At 30.5% G+C, this 17,771-nt stretch carries 20 protein-coding genes and 1 tRNA gene; 15 read left to right on the forward strand and 6 right to left on the reverse strand.

The features are described from left to right. Positions 1-105: 105 nt before the first annotated feature. Positions 106-930, forward strand: a complete 825-nt coding sequence (locus tag SJY17_RS14110) for a GIN domain-containing protein (RefSeq protein WP_397363211.1) — start codon at positions 106-108, stop codon at positions 928-930. 70 nt (positions 931-1,000) lie between these two features. On the opposite strand, the gene trxB is transcribed toward SJY17_RS14110, so the two are convergent. The 3 genes from trxB to SJY17_RS14125 form a co-directional block, all read right to left on the reverse strand. After that, positions 1,001-1,984 (reverse strand): thioredoxin-disulfide reductase, encoded by a 984-nt coding sequence (gene trxB, locus SJY17_RS14115; RefSeq protein ID WP_397363212.1) that lies wholly within the window; start codon positions 1,982-1,984, stop codon positions 1,001-1,003. Positions 1,985-2,130: 146 nt separating this feature from the next. Continuing rightward, positions 2,131-2,463 (reverse strand): YtxH domain-containing protein, encoded by a 333-nt coding sequence (locus tag SJY17_RS14120; protein ID WP_397363213.1) that lies wholly within the window; start codon positions 2,461-2,463, stop codon positions 2,131-2,133. A 138-nt stretch (positions 2,464-2,601) separates the two neighbouring features. Continuing rightward, a tRNA-Pro gene (locus SJY17_RS14125) sits at positions 2,602-2,676 on the reverse strand. A 228-nt stretch (positions 2,677-2,904) separates the two neighbouring features. On the opposite strand from SJY17_RS14125, the gene udk reads away from it, so the two are divergent. The 14 genes from udk (at position 2,905) to SJY17_RS14195 (ending at position 15,108) form a co-directional block, all read left to right on the forward strand. Beyond that, entirely contained in the window at positions 2,905-3,513 is a 609-nt protein-coding gene (gene udk, locus SJY17_RS14130; protein WP_397363214.1) for a uridine kinase, read from the forward strand. Next, on the forward strand, positions 3,513-3,815 hold the full coding sequence (locus tag SJY17_RS14135) for a septum formation initiator family protein (RefSeq protein WP_397363215.1): 303 nt from the start codon (positions 3,513-3,515) through the stop codon (positions 3,813-3,815). Before udk ends, SJY17_RS14135 begins: the two co-directional genes overlap by 1 nt. After that, positions 3,808-5,130, forward strand: a complete 1,323-nt coding sequence (locus SJY17_RS14140; RefSeq protein ID WP_397363216.1) for a methylmalonyl-CoA mutase subunit beta — start codon at positions 3,808-3,810, stop codon at positions 5,128-5,130. Before SJY17_RS14135 ends, SJY17_RS14140 begins: the two co-directional genes overlap by 8 nt. A gap of 14 nt (positions 5,131-5,144) precedes the next feature. After that, positions 5,145-5,837, forward strand: a complete 693-nt coding sequence (locus SJY17_RS14145; protein WP_397363217.1) for a hypothetical protein — start codon at positions 5,145-5,147, stop codon at positions 5,835-5,837. A 6-nt stretch (positions 5,838-5,843) separates the two neighbouring features. Beyond that, the gene (gene scpA / locus SJY17_RS14150) at positions 5,844-7,997 is read left to right on the forward strand and encodes a methylmalonyl-CoA mutase (protein ID WP_397363218.1); all 2,154 of its coding nucleotides are present in this window, start codon (positions 5,844-5,846) and stop codon (positions 7,995-7,997) included. Between the two features lie 94 nt (positions 7,998-8,091). Beyond that, positions 8,092-8,652: a hypothetical protein gene (locus tag SJY17_RS14155; RefSeq protein ID WP_397363219.1), complete on the forward strand. Its 561-nt coding sequence runs from the start codon at positions 8,092-8,094 to the stop codon at positions 8,650-8,652. Between the two features lie 318 nt (positions 8,653-8,970). Further along, the gene (locus SJY17_RS14160; protein ID WP_397363220.1) at positions 8,971-9,735 is read left to right on the forward strand and encodes a ParA family protein; all 765 of its coding nucleotides are present in this window, start codon (positions 8,971-8,973) and stop codon (positions 9,733-9,735) included. Positions 9,736-9,738: 3 nt separating this feature from the next. Further along, positions 9,739-10,647 carry a ParB/RepB/Spo0J family partition protein gene (locus SJY17_RS14165; protein ID WP_397363221.1) on the forward strand — a complete coding sequence of 303 codons (909 nt, stop codon included), beginning with the start codon at positions 9,739-9,741 and terminating at the stop codon, positions 10,645-10,647. A gap of 28 nt (positions 10,648-10,675) precedes the next feature. After that, positions 10,676-11,275, forward strand: coding sequence for a DUF5683 domain-containing protein (locus tag SJY17_RS14170; protein WP_397363222.1), 600 nt, complete (start codon positions 10,676-10,678; stop codon positions 11,273-11,275). Between the two features lie 12 nt (positions 11,276-11,287). After that, positions 11,288-11,989, forward strand: a complete 702-nt coding sequence (gene dapB / locus SJY17_RS14175) for a 4-hydroxy-tetrahydrodipicolinate reductase (RefSeq protein ID WP_397363223.1) — start codon at positions 11,288-11,290, stop codon at positions 11,987-11,989. A gap of 62 nt (positions 11,990-12,051) precedes the next feature. Further along, positions 12,052-13,740, forward strand: coding sequence for a signal peptidase I (gene lepB, locus SJY17_RS14180; protein ID WP_397363224.1), 1,689 nt, complete (start codon positions 12,052-12,054; stop codon positions 13,738-13,740). A gap of 60 nt (positions 13,741-13,800) precedes the next feature. After that, positions 13,801-14,163, forward strand: a complete 363-nt coding sequence (locus SJY17_RS14185) for a four helix bundle protein (protein ID WP_397363225.1) — start codon at positions 13,801-13,803, stop codon at positions 14,161-14,163. Positions 14,164-14,175: 12 nt separating this feature from the next. After that, on the forward strand, positions 14,176-14,793 hold the full coding sequence (locus SJY17_RS14190; RefSeq protein WP_397363226.1) for a WbqC family protein: 618 nt from the start codon (positions 14,176-14,178) through the stop codon (positions 14,791-14,793). Continuing rightward, entirely contained in the window at positions 14,794-15,108 is a 315-nt protein-coding gene (locus SJY17_RS14195; RefSeq protein ID WP_397363227.1) for a DUF6122 family protein, read from the forward strand. It begins immediately after the preceding gene. Here the strand turns inward: SJY17_RS14195 and SJY17_RS14200 are convergent. From SJY17_RS14200 to SJY17_RS14210, 3 genes are read right to left on the reverse strand one after another with little or no spacing between them, the layout of a single operon-like run. Further along, positions 15,105-16,121, reverse strand: coding sequence for an endonuclease/exonuclease/phosphatase family protein (locus SJY17_RS14200; protein WP_397363228.1), 1,017 nt, complete (start codon positions 16,119-16,121; stop codon positions 15,105-15,107). The two genes, SJY17_RS14195 and SJY17_RS14200, sit on opposite strands and share 4 nt — an antisense overlap. Then, entirely contained in the window at positions 16,118-16,978 is an 861-nt protein-coding gene (locus SJY17_RS14205; RefSeq protein WP_397363230.1) for a rhomboid family intramembrane serine protease, read from the reverse strand. Before SJY17_RS14205 ends, SJY17_RS14200 begins: the two co-directional genes overlap by 4 nt. Further along, positions 16,979-17,770 (reverse strand): rhomboid family intramembrane serine protease, encoded by a 792-nt coding sequence (locus tag SJY17_RS14210; protein WP_397363231.1) that lies wholly within the window; start codon positions 17,768-17,770, stop codon positions 16,979-16,981. It lies immediately after the preceding gene. Position 17,771 lies beyond the last annotated feature (1 nt).

A 17,771-nucleotide genomic window follows, 5' to 3' on the forward strand; every position in this document is an offset into this window, starting at 1 on the left:
ATTTAAAAACAAAAATCAATCAAAAAAAAACCAGCCATCTCAAGCTTTAAAAAAGTTTGGGATGGTTTTTGTTTATATTTGTATATAACAAAATTATTTAGACCAATGACAAAACAATTACTATCATTATTACTAATCCTAATTGCCACTTCTGCATTTGCACAAAAGAAAGAAAAAGTTAAAGGAAGTCGTGTATTAACTACAGAAACGACAGCAATAAACTCTTTTCAACGATTAGTTTTAAATGAAGAATTTGAAGTAAAATTAGTAAAAGCAGACTCTACTTCTGTAAAAATTATGACAGACGATAATTTGCACGAATACATAAAAGTAGTCTCTCAAGACAGTACATTAAGTTTTAAAACTACAGCAAAGCTACAGGAAAAAAAACTAGAAATTACTGTTTTTTATAATGAGGCATTAAATACTATCGAGCTAAACGAAAATGCAGAAATTAGCTCTGTAAATAGCTTAAAATTTGCAGACCTAACATTAACAACATCTGAAAGCTCCAAAGCTTTTTTAACTATAGATTGTGACTTATTTAAATTATCTAATAACGATAAAGCTAAAGCTGAACTTAATATTACTGCCAAAGCAGTAACTTTAGAACTAAATGATAACAGTAAGATTGAAGCTTTAATAAATGCTACAAAAATTGAAGCTGATTTATTAGAAAGTGCTAATGCAAAAATTGAAGGAGACACAGAAAATTTAACACTTACAGCTGATAACTCTTCGGATTTTAAAGGCGAGAACCTAACATCAAAAAATGCTACAGTTAAAACAGAAAATAGAGCTGAAGTTAATATTGAGGTAAGTGGAGATTTAACAATTGATGCATCAGGAACATCTGAAATTGAGATTTATGGAAGCCCAAAAATTACTATTGAACAATTCGCAGATAACTCAGTATTAAAAAAGAAATAATTAAAAAATATCTATAATAAAAAAACCGAAGCTAAAGCTTCGGTTTTTTTATTTCAAAATAAGTGTGTTTTTAGTTGTAATTAGAAGTGCTTACTTCAAATGTAGCATCTTTAGCAGCTAAATAACGTTCTGCATCTAAAGCAGCCATACAACCTGTTCCAGCAGCTGTAATTGCCTGTCTGTATACATGGTCAGCTGCATCACCACTTACAAAAACACCATCTACATTTGTTTTAGATGTTCCAGGAACTGCATTAATAATATAACCAGTATCGTCTAAATCTAAATAATCTTTAAAAATATCTGTGTTTGGTTTATGTCCAATTGCAACAAAAAATCCAGTAATTGGTATTTCTTGTTTTTCGTTTGTTTTATTATTTACAACACGTACACCTGTTACTACTTGTCCATCTCCTAAAACCTCATCGGTTTCAGTATTAAATAAAATCTCTATATTTTCTGTGTTTGCAACTCTTGCAGCCATAATTTTAGACGCTCTAAATTCATCACGTCTAACTAGCATCGTTACTTTTTTACATAATTTAGATAAGTAATGTGCTTCCTCACAAGCACTATCTCCTGCTCCAACAATTACTACTTCATGGTTTCTGTAGAAAAAACCATCGCAAACTGCACAAGCAGAAACTCCACCTCCAAGTTTTAGATATTTTTGTTCAGATTCTAAACCTAAATATTTTGCAGAAGCTCCTGTAGAAATAATCACAGTATCACAGTGGATTTCTTTTACATCATTAACCCAGACTTTGTGTACATCTCCAGAAAAATCAACTTTAGTAATCCAACCATTTCTAACATCCGTTTCAAAACGTTCGGCTTGTTTTTGTAATTCCATCATCATTTCTGGACCTGTAATTCCGTCTGGATATCCTGGAAAATTCTCAACTTCGTTTGTAGTTGTTAATTGTCCTCCAGGTTGTGTTCCTTGGTATAAAACAGGTTTCATGTTTGCTCTGGCTGCATAGATAGCAGCTGTATAACCAGCTGGTCCAGATCCTATAATAAGACATTTTACTTTTTCGATTGTATCTGACATGTTTTCAATATTTGATGTAACAAAAGTAGTTTTTTTGATGCAAACCTTACAGTTAAGTTATCAACAGTTATTATAAAAACATAAGGTTTAGTTATTCTATAAATATAGAGTAACTAAACCTTACTTTTTTCTAGTAAAAAACTAGTCTAAGAGTTCTGAAATTTTTTATTCTTTTCTTTTAATGCACTTAATCCCTTTTCAATAAAATCTATAATAATATCTGCTTTATGACTTGCTTTATTAGCTACCACTCCAATCTCTTGGTTAAACTTAGCTTTACCAACTTTTACAGATTCTGTTAAATCTTCTTTTAATACAGATGCATCTTTTTTTATAACGTCTACAACGTTTAAACTTTCATCCTTTATGTATTCTCTAGTATTACTGCCTTTATCTGGTGCAAATAACACACCTAATGCTGCTCCCACAGCAGATCCAACAATTACCCCTAATACTAAAGTTCCTTTATTTACAATCATTCTTTTTTGTTTTAATTATACTTATTTGATTTAAAATCAACTATATGACGCAAAAAATAAGATAATGTTACATTAAGTGAATAAATTCTTGAGGTGAAATCAAAAAAAAAGCTCAACTATTGAGTTGAGCTTTAAAAGTCGGGGTGGCAGGATTCGAACCTGCGGCCTCCACGTCCCAAACGTGGCGCGATAACCGGGCTACGCTACACCCCGAATTTAGTTATCAATTCCTTAAACAATTTGTTTTTTGGAGATGCAAATATAGTTCTTTTCTTTAAACTCAACTAATTTTAAATGTTTTTTGACAAAATATTCTCACTAAAATACATGTCATATATTTATTAATTTCTATACACTTAAAATTCCTATATAAATTTCAAAAAATCTGCCTAAATATTAACTCTTAAATTATTAAATTTGATAAAAATCTAAAAGATACAAATGCTTATAATTGGAATTGCAGGAGGTACAGGTTGTGGTAAAACAACAGTTGTAAATCAAATTTTAAACGAATTACCTGAAGGTGAAGTTGGAGTAATCTCGCAAGACTCCTATTATATGGACACAACACACTTGTCTTATGAGGAACGAGTGAAAATTAATTTTGATCATCCAAGATCTATAGATTTTAAATTACTAGAAAAACACCTTAAAGCTTTAAGAAAAAACCAAGCTATTGAGCAACCTGTATATTCGTTTGTAAAACATAACAGAACTGGTGACACTATTAAAACATTACCAAGAAAAGTAATGATTGTAGAAGGTATTTTAATTATGTCTCATCCAGAAATCAGAGAAATGTTTGATATTAAAATATTTGTACATGCAGATAGTGACGAGCGTCTAATAAGACGTCTAAAACGTGATATTACTGAACGTGGAAGAGATATTAACGAAGTACTGACACGTTATCAAACCACACTAAAACCAATGCATCAGCAATTTATAGAACCTATGAAAGAGTATGCAGACATCATTATACCTAACAATAAATACAATACAGTAGCTGTAGATATAGTTAAAACTATAATTAACGAGAAGCTTCAATAATGAAAAAATGGTATAAAAACATATATATTATTATTCTAATCATTTTTGGTGTTTGGATGATTTTTTTTGACACCAATTCTTTTATCAATCATAACGATGTTAATCAAGAACAAAATAAACTTGAAGAAGAAAAAGAATACTATAAAAAAGAAATTATAAAAGATAAAAAAGCAATTAAAAAACTAAGCGATAAAGATGGTTTAGAAACTTTTGCAAGAGAAAAATATTATATGAAAAAAGAAAACGAAGATATTTATATCATCGAATATCAAGATAGTTTAAAGACAAAAGATAATGAGTAACTCACTTTTTTCTGCATTTGAAAAAGTATCTTCTAAAGCTTGGAAACAAAAAATCCAAGTCGATTTAAAAGGTGCAGACTACAACGACACCTTAATTTGGAAAACAGATGAAGGTATTGATGTACGTCCATTTTATCATCAAGACGAAATAACAGAAACTGCCCAAATACAACCACAACAATGGTTTATTGGTCAAATTATTTTTGTTCAAAACGAAACAGCTTCAAATAAAAAAGCAATTGATGCTATTGAAAAAGGTGCTGAAACCATCAAATTCATCATTCCTAACAAGGATATTTCAGTTGAAAAAACTATTGAAAATATTGATCTTGAAAGCACAAATATTCAATTTGACCTTCATTTTTTAGATCAATCCTATCTAGATAGCCTAGCAAAAATTTCAGCGAATGCGGAATTACAAATAATAATAGACCCTATTGGACAATTAGCTAGTACTGGTAATTGGTTTAAAAGTGCAGACAACAAAATTAATGTTTGCAAACAAATTACAGTCAACACAGTAACCTACCAAAATGCTGGAGCAAATATAGTACAACAACTAGCTTATGGATTAGCGCATTTAAACGAGTATTGTAACACAAATGGTTTTGAAGACGTTAAAACCATTCACTTTAATGTTGCAGTAGGCACAAATTACTTTTTTGAAATCGCAAAACTAAGAGCCTATCGTGTTTTGTTTAATGCATTAGCATCAGAATATAATTGTGAAGCGGATTTAAAAATACATGCTATACCAACTAAACGTAACAAAACAATTTATGATTACAACACCAATATGTTACGTACAACTACAGAATGCATGAGTGCTATACTTGGTGGCGCAAATACCGTATTTAATTTACCTTACGATGCTATTTACCACAAAGACAACGCGTTTGGAGAGCGTATTGCTAGAAATCAATTATTAGTTTTAAAAAACGAAAGCTATTTTGATGCAGTAAACAATGCATCAGATGGAAGTTATTATATAGAGAGCATTACCATGCAATTAGCAGAAAAAGGGTTAGCATTATTTAAAGACATTGAAGCTAATGGTGGATTTATTGCTCAGTTAAATTCGGGTATTATTCAGAAAAAAATAAAAGAGAGTGCCAACAAAGAGCAATCCCTATTTGATAATGGAAACATCACACTTTTAGGAACAAATAAACATCCTAATAAAAACGACAAAATGAAACACAATTTAGAATTGTTTCCGTTTGTTAAAATGAATCCAAGAAAAACGTTAATCCAACCTATTATTGAAAAACGATTAGCAGAAACAACAGAACAAAACAGATTAAAAACCGAATAAATATTTTTTAAACTATGAACACACGTATTTTTAAAATTGCATTAGTATTTGTAATTGCTTTAAATTTTAGCTGTAAACCTAACGAGGCAAAATTACCAGATTTTAAATACGCAGATCAACCAGATGCAGTAACTTGTAAATCAGGATATGATGATTTGATTAAAGAGGCTTTATATGCTTTTGAAAACGATATTGTAAATAAATACGACCAAAAAAGCAAAAACAAATTAAGAGCTTACAGAGCCTATATTAACAATATAATTTCTAACAGAACAGAACTTGAAAAAACAGTGACACCACACACTAAAGCTATTTTTGACGCATTAAAAACTAAAACAGATTTATGGGATGGTGATCAATTAAACTATAATAGTGCAGTAATAAAATGTATTACAGAAAACATGAAAGATGTACCTTTAAAACAAACTTTAAATGCTTTAATAAGCACAAATAGCATGAGTTCAGAATTATTTGCTGCACCTTTAAGAAGTAGTACATCTTATTCTAGAGATACTAATTTAGCTACTTTTATAGCATTAGATTTATACTATTCTAAATTTAATACTGTAGATTTTTCTAATGTAGACTTAACTGCAAACATTGCTAAAGATTTACCAGTAAATATTAAAAATCAACCAATAAAACCTTCTCTTAAACAAAAACAACCTGTTCAAGCAGATGATCATGCTGGTCATGGTCATGATTAAATAATTATGAGTAGAAAAAACATTCAACATATAACCTTAAACACTAAAGCTAAAAGCTTAAAATCAAAACCTAATAGCCAATTCTTAACTGCTGAAGATATTCCGGTTAAATCAGAATACACTAAGGACGATTTAAAGCAAGTAGACCATCTTGATTTTGTAGCAGGAATTGCGCCAAACCTTCGTGGACCATACAGTACAATGTATGTTAGAAGACCTTGGACTATTAGGCAATATGCAGGATTTAGTACTGCAGAAGAAAGTAACGCGTTTTACAGACGCAACCTTGCTGCAGGACAAAAAGGATTATCGGTTGCTTTTGATTTAGCTACACACAGAGGTTATGACTCAGATCATGAACGTGTGGTTGGAGATGTTGGAAAAGCTGGTGTTGCTATAGATTCTGTAGAAGACATGAAAGTCTTATTTGACCAGATTCCGTTAGATAAAATGTCTGTCTCAATGACCATGAATGGTGCAGTATTACCAATCTTGGCTTTTTATATTGTTGCTGCAGAAGAGCAAGGTGTAAAACCAGAACAGTTAGCAGGAACAATACAAAACGATATTTTAAAAGAGTTTATGGTACGTAACACGTACATCTATCCTCCTACACCATCCATGAAAATTATTTCGGATATTTTTGAATATACAAGTCAGAATATGCCAAAATATAACAGTATTAGTATTTCTGGATACCATATGCAAGAAGCTGGAGCCACTTGCGATATTGAGTTGGCTTACACATTAGCAGATGGATTAGAATATATACGTAAAGGTTTAGCAGCAGGAATGGATATTGATACCTTTGCTCCTAGACTATCATTTTTCTGGGCAATTGGGATGAACCATTTTATGGAAATTGCAAAACTACGTGCTGCACGTATGTTATGGGCAAAATTGGTAAGCCAATTTAACCCAAAAAATCAAAAATCGTTATCCTTACGTACACATTGTCAAACCAGTGGTTGGAGTTTAACAGAGCAAGATCCATTTAACAATGTAGCCAGAACTACAATTGAAGCTACAGCTGCAGCATTTGGTGGTACACAAAGTTTACATACTAATGCATTGGACGAAGCAATTGCATTACCAACAGATTTTTCGGCTAGAATAGCCAGAAATACTCAAATATTTTTACAAGAAGAAACACATATAACCAAAACAGTAGATCCTTGGGCTGGAAGTTATTATGTAGAAAAACTAACCCATGATATTGCAGAAAAAGCATGGTCTTTAATTGAAGAAGTTGAAACACTTGGCGGAATGACCAAAGCTATTGAAGCTGGTATCCCAAAATTACGTATTGAAGAAGCTGCAGCACGTAAGCAAGCACGTATAGACTCCGGACAAGACAGTATTATTGGTGTTAACAAATATGTTTTGGAAGAAGAAGATGCAATTTCAACTTTAGAAGTAGACAATCAAACTGTACGTTTACAACAAATAGAAGGTTTAAATAAAATTAAAGCTGAAAGAAATACAGAAAAAGTCAACCAAGCTTTAGCTAATTTAACCAAAGCAGCGCAAAATTGGTCAGATTCTAAAGATTCCCTTTTGCAAGGGAACAAGAATTTACTAGCTTTAGCAGTAATAGCAGCAAGAGAAAGAGCAACTTTAGGAGAAATTAGTGATGCTTTAGAAGCTGTTTTTGGACGTTATAAAGCACAAATTAAAACCTTTTCTGGCGTGTATAGTAAAGAAATTAAAAACGATAAAACTTTTGCAAAAGCAAGAGAGTTAGCAGACCAATTTGCAGAGCAAGATGGTCGCAGACCACGTATTATGATTGCTAAAATGGGACAAGATGGACATGATCGTGGTGCTAAAGTAGTCGCAACAGGTTATGCAGATGTTGGTTTTGATGTAGACATAGGACCACTATTCCAAACACCAAAAGAAGCAGCAAAACAAGCAGTAGAAAATGATGTACACATATTAGGTGTATCTAGTTTAGCTGCAGGACACAAAACCTTAGTACCACAAGTTATAGAAGCACTTAAAAACTATGGTCGTGACGATATTATGGTTATTGTTGGTGGTGTAATACCAAAACAAGATTACCAATATTTATTTGATGCTGGAGCTGTAGCTGTATTTGGTCCAGGAACTAAAATTAGTGAAGCTGCAATTAAAATTTTGGAGATTTTAATTGATTAGTTTACAACTTGACTTTATCAAAAAAATCAACTAACTTCGTTTAACGACTGATATAAAACATTAAAACGTTTTCATATCATATAAGTTGTACATAATGTCAAAAAAACTGAATTACATATCGATTTTCATTATATTTTTAATCAGTATTTCGTGCAAAAACGAAATAAAAAATGCTGAAACGCATTCAAATATTGAGTCGGAATTAAAAACTGATTCTCTGAATAACTTCAATGAATTAGATTACATTAACCTAAAATATCCTTTTTTAACAAGCTATGTGAATAAACTTAAAAATGACACATTAGTTTATGAAAAATGTAGAGATTGTAATTTACCAGGTTTAAATAATGAAAATATAATAGGATATACTGACAGAGTACCTCCTACTGGAAATTACTTTAGAAAAGATATTAAAATTGGTGATTTTGAATTTGATACTTTCTTTGTTTATGAAAAGAAAAATTATGAAAAGGATAATGAATCAAAAAGAGTTTACAAACAGTTATATTTATGTTACTTTAATGAAAAACAGAGAAAAGAGTTTAATCAATTTTCACATTATTATGAAAATATGATAAACCACGGTAAGCAAATACTTGATATTGAATATTTAAATAACACAACTGTCATTACGATTCAATATGCTGGCTATTGAAATTTCTAAAAAACACTATGTACAACAAAGTGTATAATTCATTGCTATTAATCGCTTACTTACGAAAGTCCTCGCGGACTTTCTATCTGTAATTTATTTGCTAACTTTAGTGATTAAACCACGCAACGAAATCATACACAAACCGTTAAACGGAAAGCCAAAAACTTCAATAAAATCAGCATCAAAAAATGCTGATTTTTTTATTTAGTTTTATGTTAACAACTAAGGTTTTTATTCCTCATAAATAATTGTATTTTTACACTTGACTTTTGGCTTAAATTAAAAAGCTTAATTTTCAAAAAAAACCAAATCAAATTAATGGGTAAAATAATAGCAATTGCCAATCAAAAAGGTGGTGTTGGTAAAACAACAACCTCTGTAAACTTAGCAGCTTCACTAGGTGTTTTAGAAAAAAAAGTATTACTAATTGATGCAGATCCACAAGCTAATGCAACCTCTGGTTTAGGCATAGATGTAGAGTCTGTAGAGGTTGGTACATACCAATTACTAGAGCATACTAATACTGCTAAACAAGCAATTGTAAAAACAGAAACCCCAAATTTAGATATCATTCCATCTCATATAGATTTAGTTGCTATTGAGATAGAATTAGTGGATAAAGACCAACGTGAGTATATGCTTAAAAAAGCATTAGAAGAGATAAAGGACGATTACGATTTTATATTAATAGATTGTGCTCCATCTTTGGGTCTACTAACACTTAATGCGTTAACAGCTGCAGATGCAGTAATTATACCTATCCAATGCGAATATTTTGCATTAGAAGGTTTAGGAAAACTATTAAACACAGTAAAAAGTGTACAAAAAATACACAATCCAGCGTTAGATATTGAAGGTTTATTACTAACCATGTACGATTCGCGTTTACGCTTATCTAACCAAGTGGTAGAAGAAGTACAAAAGCATTTTAATGACATGGTTTTTAAAACCATTATACAACGTAACGTTAAACTAAGTGAGGCACCTAGTTATGGAGAAAGCATTATAAATTATGATGCATCAAGTAAAGGTGCTAGCAATTATTTAAGTTTAGCAAAAGAAGTGATTACAAAAAACTCCTAATTTATGGCGAAAGCAACAAAAAAACAGGCTTTAGGACGTGGACTTTCAGCATTATTAAAAGATCCAGAAAACGATATACAATCTGCAAAAGATAAAAATGCAGACAAAGTTATTGGTAATATAGTCGAACTAGAATTAGATGCTATTGAAATGAATCCATTTCAACCACGTACTAATTTTAACGAAGAATCGCTTCGCGAGTTAGCGTCTTCCATAAAAGAATTAGGTGTTATACAACCTATAACTGTTAGAAAACTGGGTTTTGAAAACTACCAATTAGTATCTGGAGAGCGTCGTTTTCGTGCTTCAAAATTAATAGGTTTAGAGCGTATTCCTGCTTATATAAGAATTGCTAACGACCAAGAAAGCCTAGAAATGGCTTTGGTCGAAAACATACAACGTCAAGATTTAGATCCTATTGAGATTGCATTATCATACCAACGTTTAATTGACGAAATCCAACTAACACAAGAGCAAATGAGCGAGCGTGTTGGTAAAAAACGTAGTACTATTGCAAACTACTTACGTTTATTAAAACTAGATCCAATTATCCAAACAGGTATGCGTGATGGTTTTTTATCAATGGGTCATGGTCGTGCAATAATTAATATTGAAGATCAAAATATTCAGCTTGATATTTACGAGAAAATTTTAAGTGAAAAACTATCCGTTAGAGCAACAGAAAACTTAGTACGCAACTACAATACGACTAACCAAGTTAAAGTGCCTGTTAAAAAAGAAACCGAAGAATTGCCAAAATATGTTAAAAAAGGCATTACAGCTTTTTCAGAATACTTTGGACATAAAATTGACGTTAAAGTTGCTAGTAATGGTAAAGGAAAAATAACCATTCCTTTTCATTCTGAAGAAGATTTTAACCGTATTAAAAAGTTAGTTCAAGGTGCTAAATAAGCCATACATTTTAACTTTATTATTTTGTTTGTTTTGTTCCATTAGCTTTGGTCAAGACAAGGAAGATGACACTACTAAAGTGGACAACCAAGACCTAAATAAAGTTTTAAAAACAAAAAAGAAGAAAAAAAAGGATACTGTAGTTGTGGTAGATTCTGTTACAACAAAACAGATTAAAGCATACGATCCTTTATCTCCTTCTCGTGCTGCATTTTATTCAGCTATTTTACCAGGTTTAGGACAAGCTTATAATAGAAAATATTGGAAAATTCCAATTGTTTACGCAGCTTTAGGAACTGGAATTTATTTTTATGTAGATAATAACAAACAATACAATCGTGTTAGAGATGCTTATAAAAGACGACTAGCAGGTTTTGAAGATGACGAGTTTCAAAATAGACTAACAGACGACGGATTAATATCTGCTCAAGAAAGTCTTAGACGTAACAAAGAATTATCTTTATTAATTACAATTGGTATTTATGCTTTAAATATAATAGATGCAAATGTTGATGCACATTTATTGCAATACAATATTAATGACGATTTAAGCTTAAAACCACATTACAAAATTGAAGAGTTTGACAACCAAGGACGTGTTGGGTTAACTTTAAATTTTCAATTTTAAAAATTACAACCTATGAAAATCGCTTTACTAGGCTATGGTAAAATGGGAAAAGCTATTGAGAACATTGCTTTACAACGTGGACACTCAATAGTAATTAAAACTTCACAAACCTCAGGTTATGATATTACAAAAGCAGATGTTGCTATAGATTTTAGTGTACCATCTGCAGCTTTTGGTAATATTAGTAATTGTATAAATAATCAAATTCCTGTAATTTCTGGTACAACAGGATGGTTGGACCAATACAAGGAGATTGTTTCGCTTTGCAAAAAACAAAATGGCGCTTTTATTTATGCTTCAAATTTTAGTTTAGGCGTTAATATCTTTTTTGAATTGAATCAAATTCTTGCAAAAATGATGGCAAAATTGGAAGATTATAAAGTAGATATAGAAGAGATACATCACACCCAAAAACTAGATGCACCAAGCGGAACTGCAATTACTTTAGCCGAAGGGATTATTGATAATAACACACAATACTCTAAGTGGGAATTAGATAATGCAAATCAAGGAAGTATCCCAATTATTGCAAAACGAATTCCTGAAGTACCAGGAACACATAACATAAGTTATACAAGCCCAATTGACACTATAAAGATTGAACACGAAGCACACAACAGACAAGGTTTTGCTTTAGGAGCTGTAATTGCAGCAGAGTGGCTAGTTGGTAAAACTGGCGTTTTTACTATGAAAGATGTGTTAAATATTGGGTAAGCTTGAAAAAAATGTTAACATTTGTAACTATCAAAATTAAACTACCACATTAAAAATATATTATGAACGGAACATATTGGATTATCTTTTTCTTTGTTATTCAACTTTTACATGGTTTAGCAACCTGGAAATTATATGTAAAAGCTGGAAGAAAAGCTTGGGAAGCGTTTGTACCAGTTTACAATGCTGTTATATTAATGAAAATTATAAACAGACCTTGGTGGTGGACTATCCTATTATTTTTACCAATTGTTAACCTTATTTTATTTCCTGTAATTTGGGTAGAAATAGCAAGAAGTTTTGGAAAAAATACTGCAATAGACACTTTTTTAGCAATCTTTACTTTAGGTTTTTATAGTTTTTACCTTAACTATGTTGCTAAAGATGTAAACCATGTTATAGATAGAGATTTACATCCAAGAACAGAATTAGGAGATTGGGTAAGCTCTATACTATTTGCTGTAGTTGCTGCAACAATTGTACACACATATATCATTCAACCTTTTGTAATACCATCATCATCATTAGAAAAAACACTATTAATTGGAGACTTTTTATTTGTAAGTAAAATACATTATGGACCACGTACACCAGGAACGACAGTAGCTGTACCAATGATACATGATGCCATACCAACTACTACTACTCCATCCTATCTTAAAAAACCACAATTACCAATGTTTAGGATGCCCTCTTTTCAGCAAATTAAACGTAATGACATTGTCGTGTTTAATTGGCCTGTTGATACATTAGTTGACATTAATAATCCATTTGGAGAAGTAAGATATAAACCAGTAGATAAAAAAACAAATTATGTAAAACGTTGTGTTGGTATACCAGGAGATACACTATCTGTTAAAGATGGTTATGTACATATTAATGGTATTAAAAATGAATTACCAGATCGTGCAAAACTTCAGTTTTTTCATTTAGTTGAAACCAAAGATCCACTATCTCAAAACTTTATTGATCAATACAAATTAACAGAATGGGGTCAAGTTAAAAGCATTAGCACAAAACAATGGAATAACCCAAAAATACAAAATGTAATTAGGGCTGGAAATTATCAGTTTGAGGTTTTAAAACAAGACTCTATTAAAACTATCCTTTTAGGAAGTATTGATGAAAAACTAATGAAAACTTTAGGTATCGATTATGACAGAAATGCATTGTATGCTAACATGACTGATGATTTAGCTACTACTATGAAAACTGATAGATCAGTTACAAATGTAACTAAAGCACTATCTTCTAGTAAAAATGAAGGCTTATTCCCAAAAACATCTGGTAACACATGGAACAGGGATTTCTTTGGTCCAATTTATATACCTGAAGCAGGACAAAAAGTAACTTTAAACATAGATACCTTACCGCTTTACAAACGTATTATAACAGAGTATGAAGGCAATACTTTAAGCGTAAATGGTAACCAGATTTCTATTAATGGTAATATTACAGACTCTTATACTTTTAAACAAGATTACTATTGGATGATGGGAGACAATCGTCACAACTCGCAAGATGCTAGAATGTGGGGATTTGTACCTTTTGACCATGTAGTTGGAAAACCTGTTTTTGTTTGGATGAGTTGGGATAGTAATGGAAAAGGAATTAACAAAATACGTTGGGATAGACTGTTTACTACTGTTGGTGGAAATGGAAAACCGACTTCTTACTTTATACCTTTTTTAGTACTATTAGCTGCTATATTTGGATTTAACAAATTTAGAAAACGTAAGAAAGCTGCTTAATAGTTAATTTGGTTTTTGTTGATTTGTTGATTTGGTTTACTGAAACTTACAAAAAACAATATGTACACTTATAGTTTTGAAAAATTAGATGTTTGGATAAAATCGAAAGAGCTTTCAAAATCTATATATTCAATCACAAAAGAGTTTCCTTCTGAAGAAAAATTTGGATTGACCTCTCAACTTAGGAGAGCTAGTATTTCTGTATGTTCTAATATAGCCGAAGGATCAGCAAGAAAAACAAATAAAGACAAAGCTCACTTTACAACTATGGCTTTTAGTTCTGCTGTAGAAGTTTTAAATCAAATAATTATTGCAAATGAATTGGAATTAATAAATTCTGAAAAATATATTTCACTTAGAAAATCTATCGAGAGTATAACAAATAAACTTAATGCGTTAAGAGCATACCAAATCAACAAATAAACGTATTAACAAATGCACATCCTTCTACATCCAACATACTTCCCAAGCATCGCTCAGTACATTGCTATAGCTAATGCCAAAAGTGTGACGTTTGAAATGCATGATAATTATCAAAAACAAACCTATAGAAATAGAGCTTACGTTTATGGTGCAAATGGTAAACTACAATTAAGCGTGCCAGTATTACATAGTCATAAAAATCGTCAATTATATAAAGATGTAAAAATTAGTGATAAAGAAAAATGGCAACTTCTACACTGGAAATCTTTAGAATCTGCCTATAAAACATCTCCTTTTTTCGAGTTTTATGAAGATGAAATTTATCCGCTTTTCACTATAAAGTCAGATTTTATTTTAGATCATAATTTAAAATGTTTTGAAGTAATTAATGATTGCTTACAATTAGATATTATTCCAAAATTTTCAACGATTTTTGAAAAAGAACCTTCAAATTTAACGGATTACAGGTATTTGACTAATGCCAGGCAAGAACAAAACATTAATCTAGAACCTTACACGCAAGTCTTTAATGCAAAGCATGGATATATTAATAATTTAAGTATTTTAGATTTATTATTTAATGAAGGCACTAATGCATTAAGTTATCTTGAAGCACAACAATTACGTTAAATGCTAAGACCATTTATCCATTACGGAATTCATTTTGGGCTACCACTTTTAGTTGCTCTATTCTTTTTTAAAAAAGAATGGAAAAAAGCATTTGTAATTATGGTTTTAGGGCTTTTAATAGATTTGGATCACTTATTAGCTACACCAATTTTTTCTAATAATAGATGTAGCATCAATTTCCATCCTTTACACACCTACTATGCGATTGTAGTGTATATATTATTATTAATACCAAACAGAACAAGATTAATTGGTATAGGTTTAGTCATACACATTATTGCAGATTACACAGATTGCTGGCTAATGGGTTTTTAAAAAGAAATTTTGGTTAAGATTGGATAATGGTCAGAATACTGCACATCATAGGTTTTAAAACTATTGACAGTCCAAGATTTATCCACTAATAGAAAATCAATTCTTAAAGGAAAAAACTTAAAGTTATAAGTACGTCCAAACCCATTTCCTTGCTCTTTAAAAGCATCTTTCATGTCTCCACGTATTGTTTTATAAACATACGAAAATGCAGAATTATTAAAGTCTCCAGAAATGATGACTTTATAAGGGCTTTTGTTTTTATGCTTTAAAAACAATTCAGTTTGACTTTGTTGTAATTTAAAGGTTTCACCAATTCCAGTAATTAATTTTTCAGAGTTTTCTGTAGTTAATTTTTGCACTTGAGGATCTATTCCTAAAGATTGTAAATGAAGATTATATACCCTAATAGTATCTTTTCCTTTAACAATATCTGCAAAAATAGCATTGTTAGCTGTCTTAGGAAACTGGACAGAACCAGATTTAACGATTGGATATTTAGAAAAAATAGCTTGACCCATTTTTATTTTCTGACCTTCTAATTTTTCATATTTATAATTATATGAAGAAAAATCTACATCATCTTGTAGGTGATATTCTTGTAGACATAAAATATCTGGGTTTTCTTTTTTAACAAAATCGACTAATTTTAAACCAATACCTTTTTCTGGAATCCAATCGTACAAATTAAATAAACGCACATTATAATTCATTATTGACAAGCTTTCTGATCCATCTTCTTCCCAGTTTGAAAACTTATACAATGACCCAAATAAAAAGTAACCTAAAGCAACTACAATTAGAGATAGTAATAGTTGTTTTTTTATTTTAATCAACCAATACACAAAAAATAATACGTTAAGTAGTATCAAAAAAGGAACACCCAAACTTAACACAGAAAGTGTTGCAAAAGTTTTTGGAGGTATATTAGGCAAGACATAAGATAACAGTAACAAAAACGCTGCAATAGAGTTTATGAAGGCGATAACTTTCTCAAAAAACGTTAAGTTTTTCACTTTCCTGCTTTAAATAAAAATTCTTTTTCTTCTTTAGATAAACTGTCATAACCACTTTTACTAATCTTATCTAAAATAGTGTCTACTTTTTTTTGATTATTAAACTGATTAAATTCTTCTTTTTTATATCCAGCAACTTTACCTTTTTGCTTGTGTACTGTTTTCATTTTTGGTGTAGTATTTACTTTAAACAAATTAGCAATCCAATCCATAAAACGTCCAAATCCTTTACCTATATCTTGACCTTTAGTTAATTGCTTTGCGTAAACAAATCCTAATACAACACCACCAAGATGTGCTAATCGTCCTCCAGGATTACTTCCGTTTATAATTCCTAAAATTTCAAGCCCAACTAAAGCTACTCCAATCCACCATAACTTTAAATTAAAGGTAAAAAATCTTATATCCTTATCTGGCATATAGGCACATAAAAAAATAAGAATAGCATACACACCTGCAGAAGCACCAACAACATAAGAATTAATTGGAAAGATATTTGGTAACACATTACTTCCAAAAAGAAAAGCTAATCCACCAAAAACAATACCCATAAAATAGATATTTAATGCCATTTTAGGATTAAATAAATTTAATATAATCTGTCCTAAAAAATAAAGTCCAACCATATTAAACAATAGATGTATTAAACCCGAATGTAAAAACCCATAAGTAATTATGGTCCATGGTTTATATAAAAAAGCATAAAAATCTGCTGGTAATCTAAACCAAATTAATAACGTTGGGACTAACTTATTAAGCAATAAAAAAACTATAAAAACAATAACATTTATAGCTATAATTTTTTCTAAAACATTAAGTCTTGCGTATTTATATTTAAGTTGATCTATTTGATTCATTTATTTATCCCAACGATATTTGTTCATACTATTTTTTTTCCAGTACCACATAATTATAAAACCTATAATTGCTCCTCCAATATGAGCAAAATGCCCAACGTTAAATCCAAATATTGAACTTCCACCAGCAATACCAGAATATATTTCATAAGCCAATAATAAAGGTATAAATATTTTAGCTTTAATTGGAATAGGCAGAAATAATAGCATTAATTCACTATTAGGAAACAACATCCCAAATGCTACTAATAAACCCATTACACAACCTGAAGCTCCTAAACTTTGAGAGTTAAAAATATTATTTACCTGTTTCCAATTTTCTATACCTATTGTATTTACCCAATCAGGTGAATATTTCCCTTGATTCATTATACTAGATAAATCATTAACATTTAAGCCATTTTCAACCAAAGGAGAAACTAAAGAGTAAAAATTGATATAATCGATTATTAATGGCAATATTGTAGCTCCTAATCCACAAGAAATATATAAGAATATAAATTTCTTTTTACCTAAAGAATTTTCTACAGCAGATCCAAACATCCATAAACCAAACATATTAGCTAGAATGTGCAGAAAGAAAATTGTTGATCCATTTCCAAAGTCAACATAAGACGCATGCATAAACATGTGTGTTATAATTTGCCAAGGTTTAAACTCATTATTTAAAGGGAAGTGCATTGAAAAAATCGCATTAAAATCAATACCATTCTTAATAAGAATTAAAGTAGCAACCCAAAACAGAACATTTATAATAATCAAATGTTTAACTGTATCTGTTATTTTAATCATA

It is taken from the genome of Olleya sp. R77988, from assembly GCF_044594215.1.
In the GTDB taxonomy this organism is placed as follows: domain Bacteria; phylum Bacteroidota; class Bacteroidia; order Flavobacteriales; family Flavobacteriaceae; genus Olleya.

What these genes read in the sequence shown, in the direction of transcription:
- SJY17_RS14210 (WP_397363231.1), bottom strand. Translation starts at nt 17,770, where the DNA reads ATGATTAAAATAACAGATACAGTTAAACATTTGATTATTATAAATGTT.
- SJY17_RS14135 (WP_397363215.1), top strand. Translation starts at nt 3,513, where the DNA reads ATGAAAAAATGGTATAAAAACATATATATTATTATTCTAATCATTTTT.
- SJY17_RS14120 (WP_397363213.1), bottom strand. Translation starts at nt 2,463, where the DNA reads ATGATTGTAAATAAAGGAACTTTAGTATTAGGGGTAATTGTTGGATCT.
- trxB (WP_397363212.1), bottom strand. Translation starts at nt 1,984, where the DNA reads ATGTCAGATACAATCGAAAAAGTAAAATGTCTTATTATAGGATCTGGA.
- SJY17_RS14185 (WP_397363225.1), top strand. Translation starts at nt 13,801, where the DNA reads ATGTACACTTATAGTTTTGAAAAATTAGATGTTTGGATAAAATCGAAA.
- dapB (WP_397363223.1), top strand. Translation starts at nt 11,288, where the DNA reads ATGAAAATCGCTTTACTAGGCTATGGTAAAATGGGAAAAGCTATTGAG.
- SJY17_RS14165 (WP_397363221.1), top strand. Translation starts at nt 9,739, where the DNA reads ATGGCGAAAGCAACAAAAAAACAGGCTTTAGGACGTGGACTTTCAGCA.
- SJY17_RS14205 (WP_397363230.1), bottom strand. Translation starts at nt 16,978, where the DNA reads ATGAATCAAATAGATCAACTTAAATATAAATACGCAAGACTTAATGTT.
- udk (WP_397363214.1), top strand. Translation starts at nt 2,905, where the DNA reads ATGCTTATAATTGGAATTGCAGGAGGTACAGGTTGTGGTAAAACAACA.
- SJY17_RS14155 (WP_397363219.1), top strand. Translation starts at nt 8,092, where the DNA reads ATGTCAAAAAAACTGAATTACATATCGATTTTCATTATATTTTTAATC.
- SJY17_RS14145 (WP_397363217.1), top strand. Translation starts at nt 5,145, where the DNA reads ATGAACACACGTATTTTTAAAATTGCATTAGTATTTGTAATTGCTTTA.
- SJY17_RS14160 (WP_397363220.1), top strand. Translation starts at nt 8,971, where the DNA reads ATGGGTAAAATAATAGCAATTGCCAATCAAAAAGGTGGTGTTGGTAAA.
- SJY17_RS14190 (WP_397363226.1), top strand. Translation starts at nt 14,176, where the DNA reads ATGCACATCCTTCTACATCCAACATACTTCCCAAGCATCGCTCAGTAC.
- scpA (WP_397363218.1), top strand. Translation starts at nt 5,844, where the DNA reads ATGAGTAGAAAAAACATTCAACATATAACCTTAAACACTAAAGCTAAA.
- SJY17_RS14195 (WP_397363227.1), top strand. Translation starts at nt 14,794, where the DNA reads ATGCTAAGACCATTTATCCATTACGGAATTCATTTTGGGCTACCACTT.
- SJY17_RS14140 (WP_397363216.1), top strand. Translation starts at nt 3,808, where the DNA reads ATGAGTAACTCACTTTTTTCTGCATTTGAAAAAGTATCTTCTAAAGCT.
- SJY17_RS14110 (WP_397363211.1), top strand. Translation starts at nt 106, where the DNA reads ATGACAAAACAATTACTATCATTATTACTAATCCTAATTGCCACTTCT.
- lepB (WP_397363224.1), top strand. Translation starts at nt 12,052, where the DNA reads ATGAACGGAACATATTGGATTATCTTTTTCTTTGTTATTCAACTTTTA.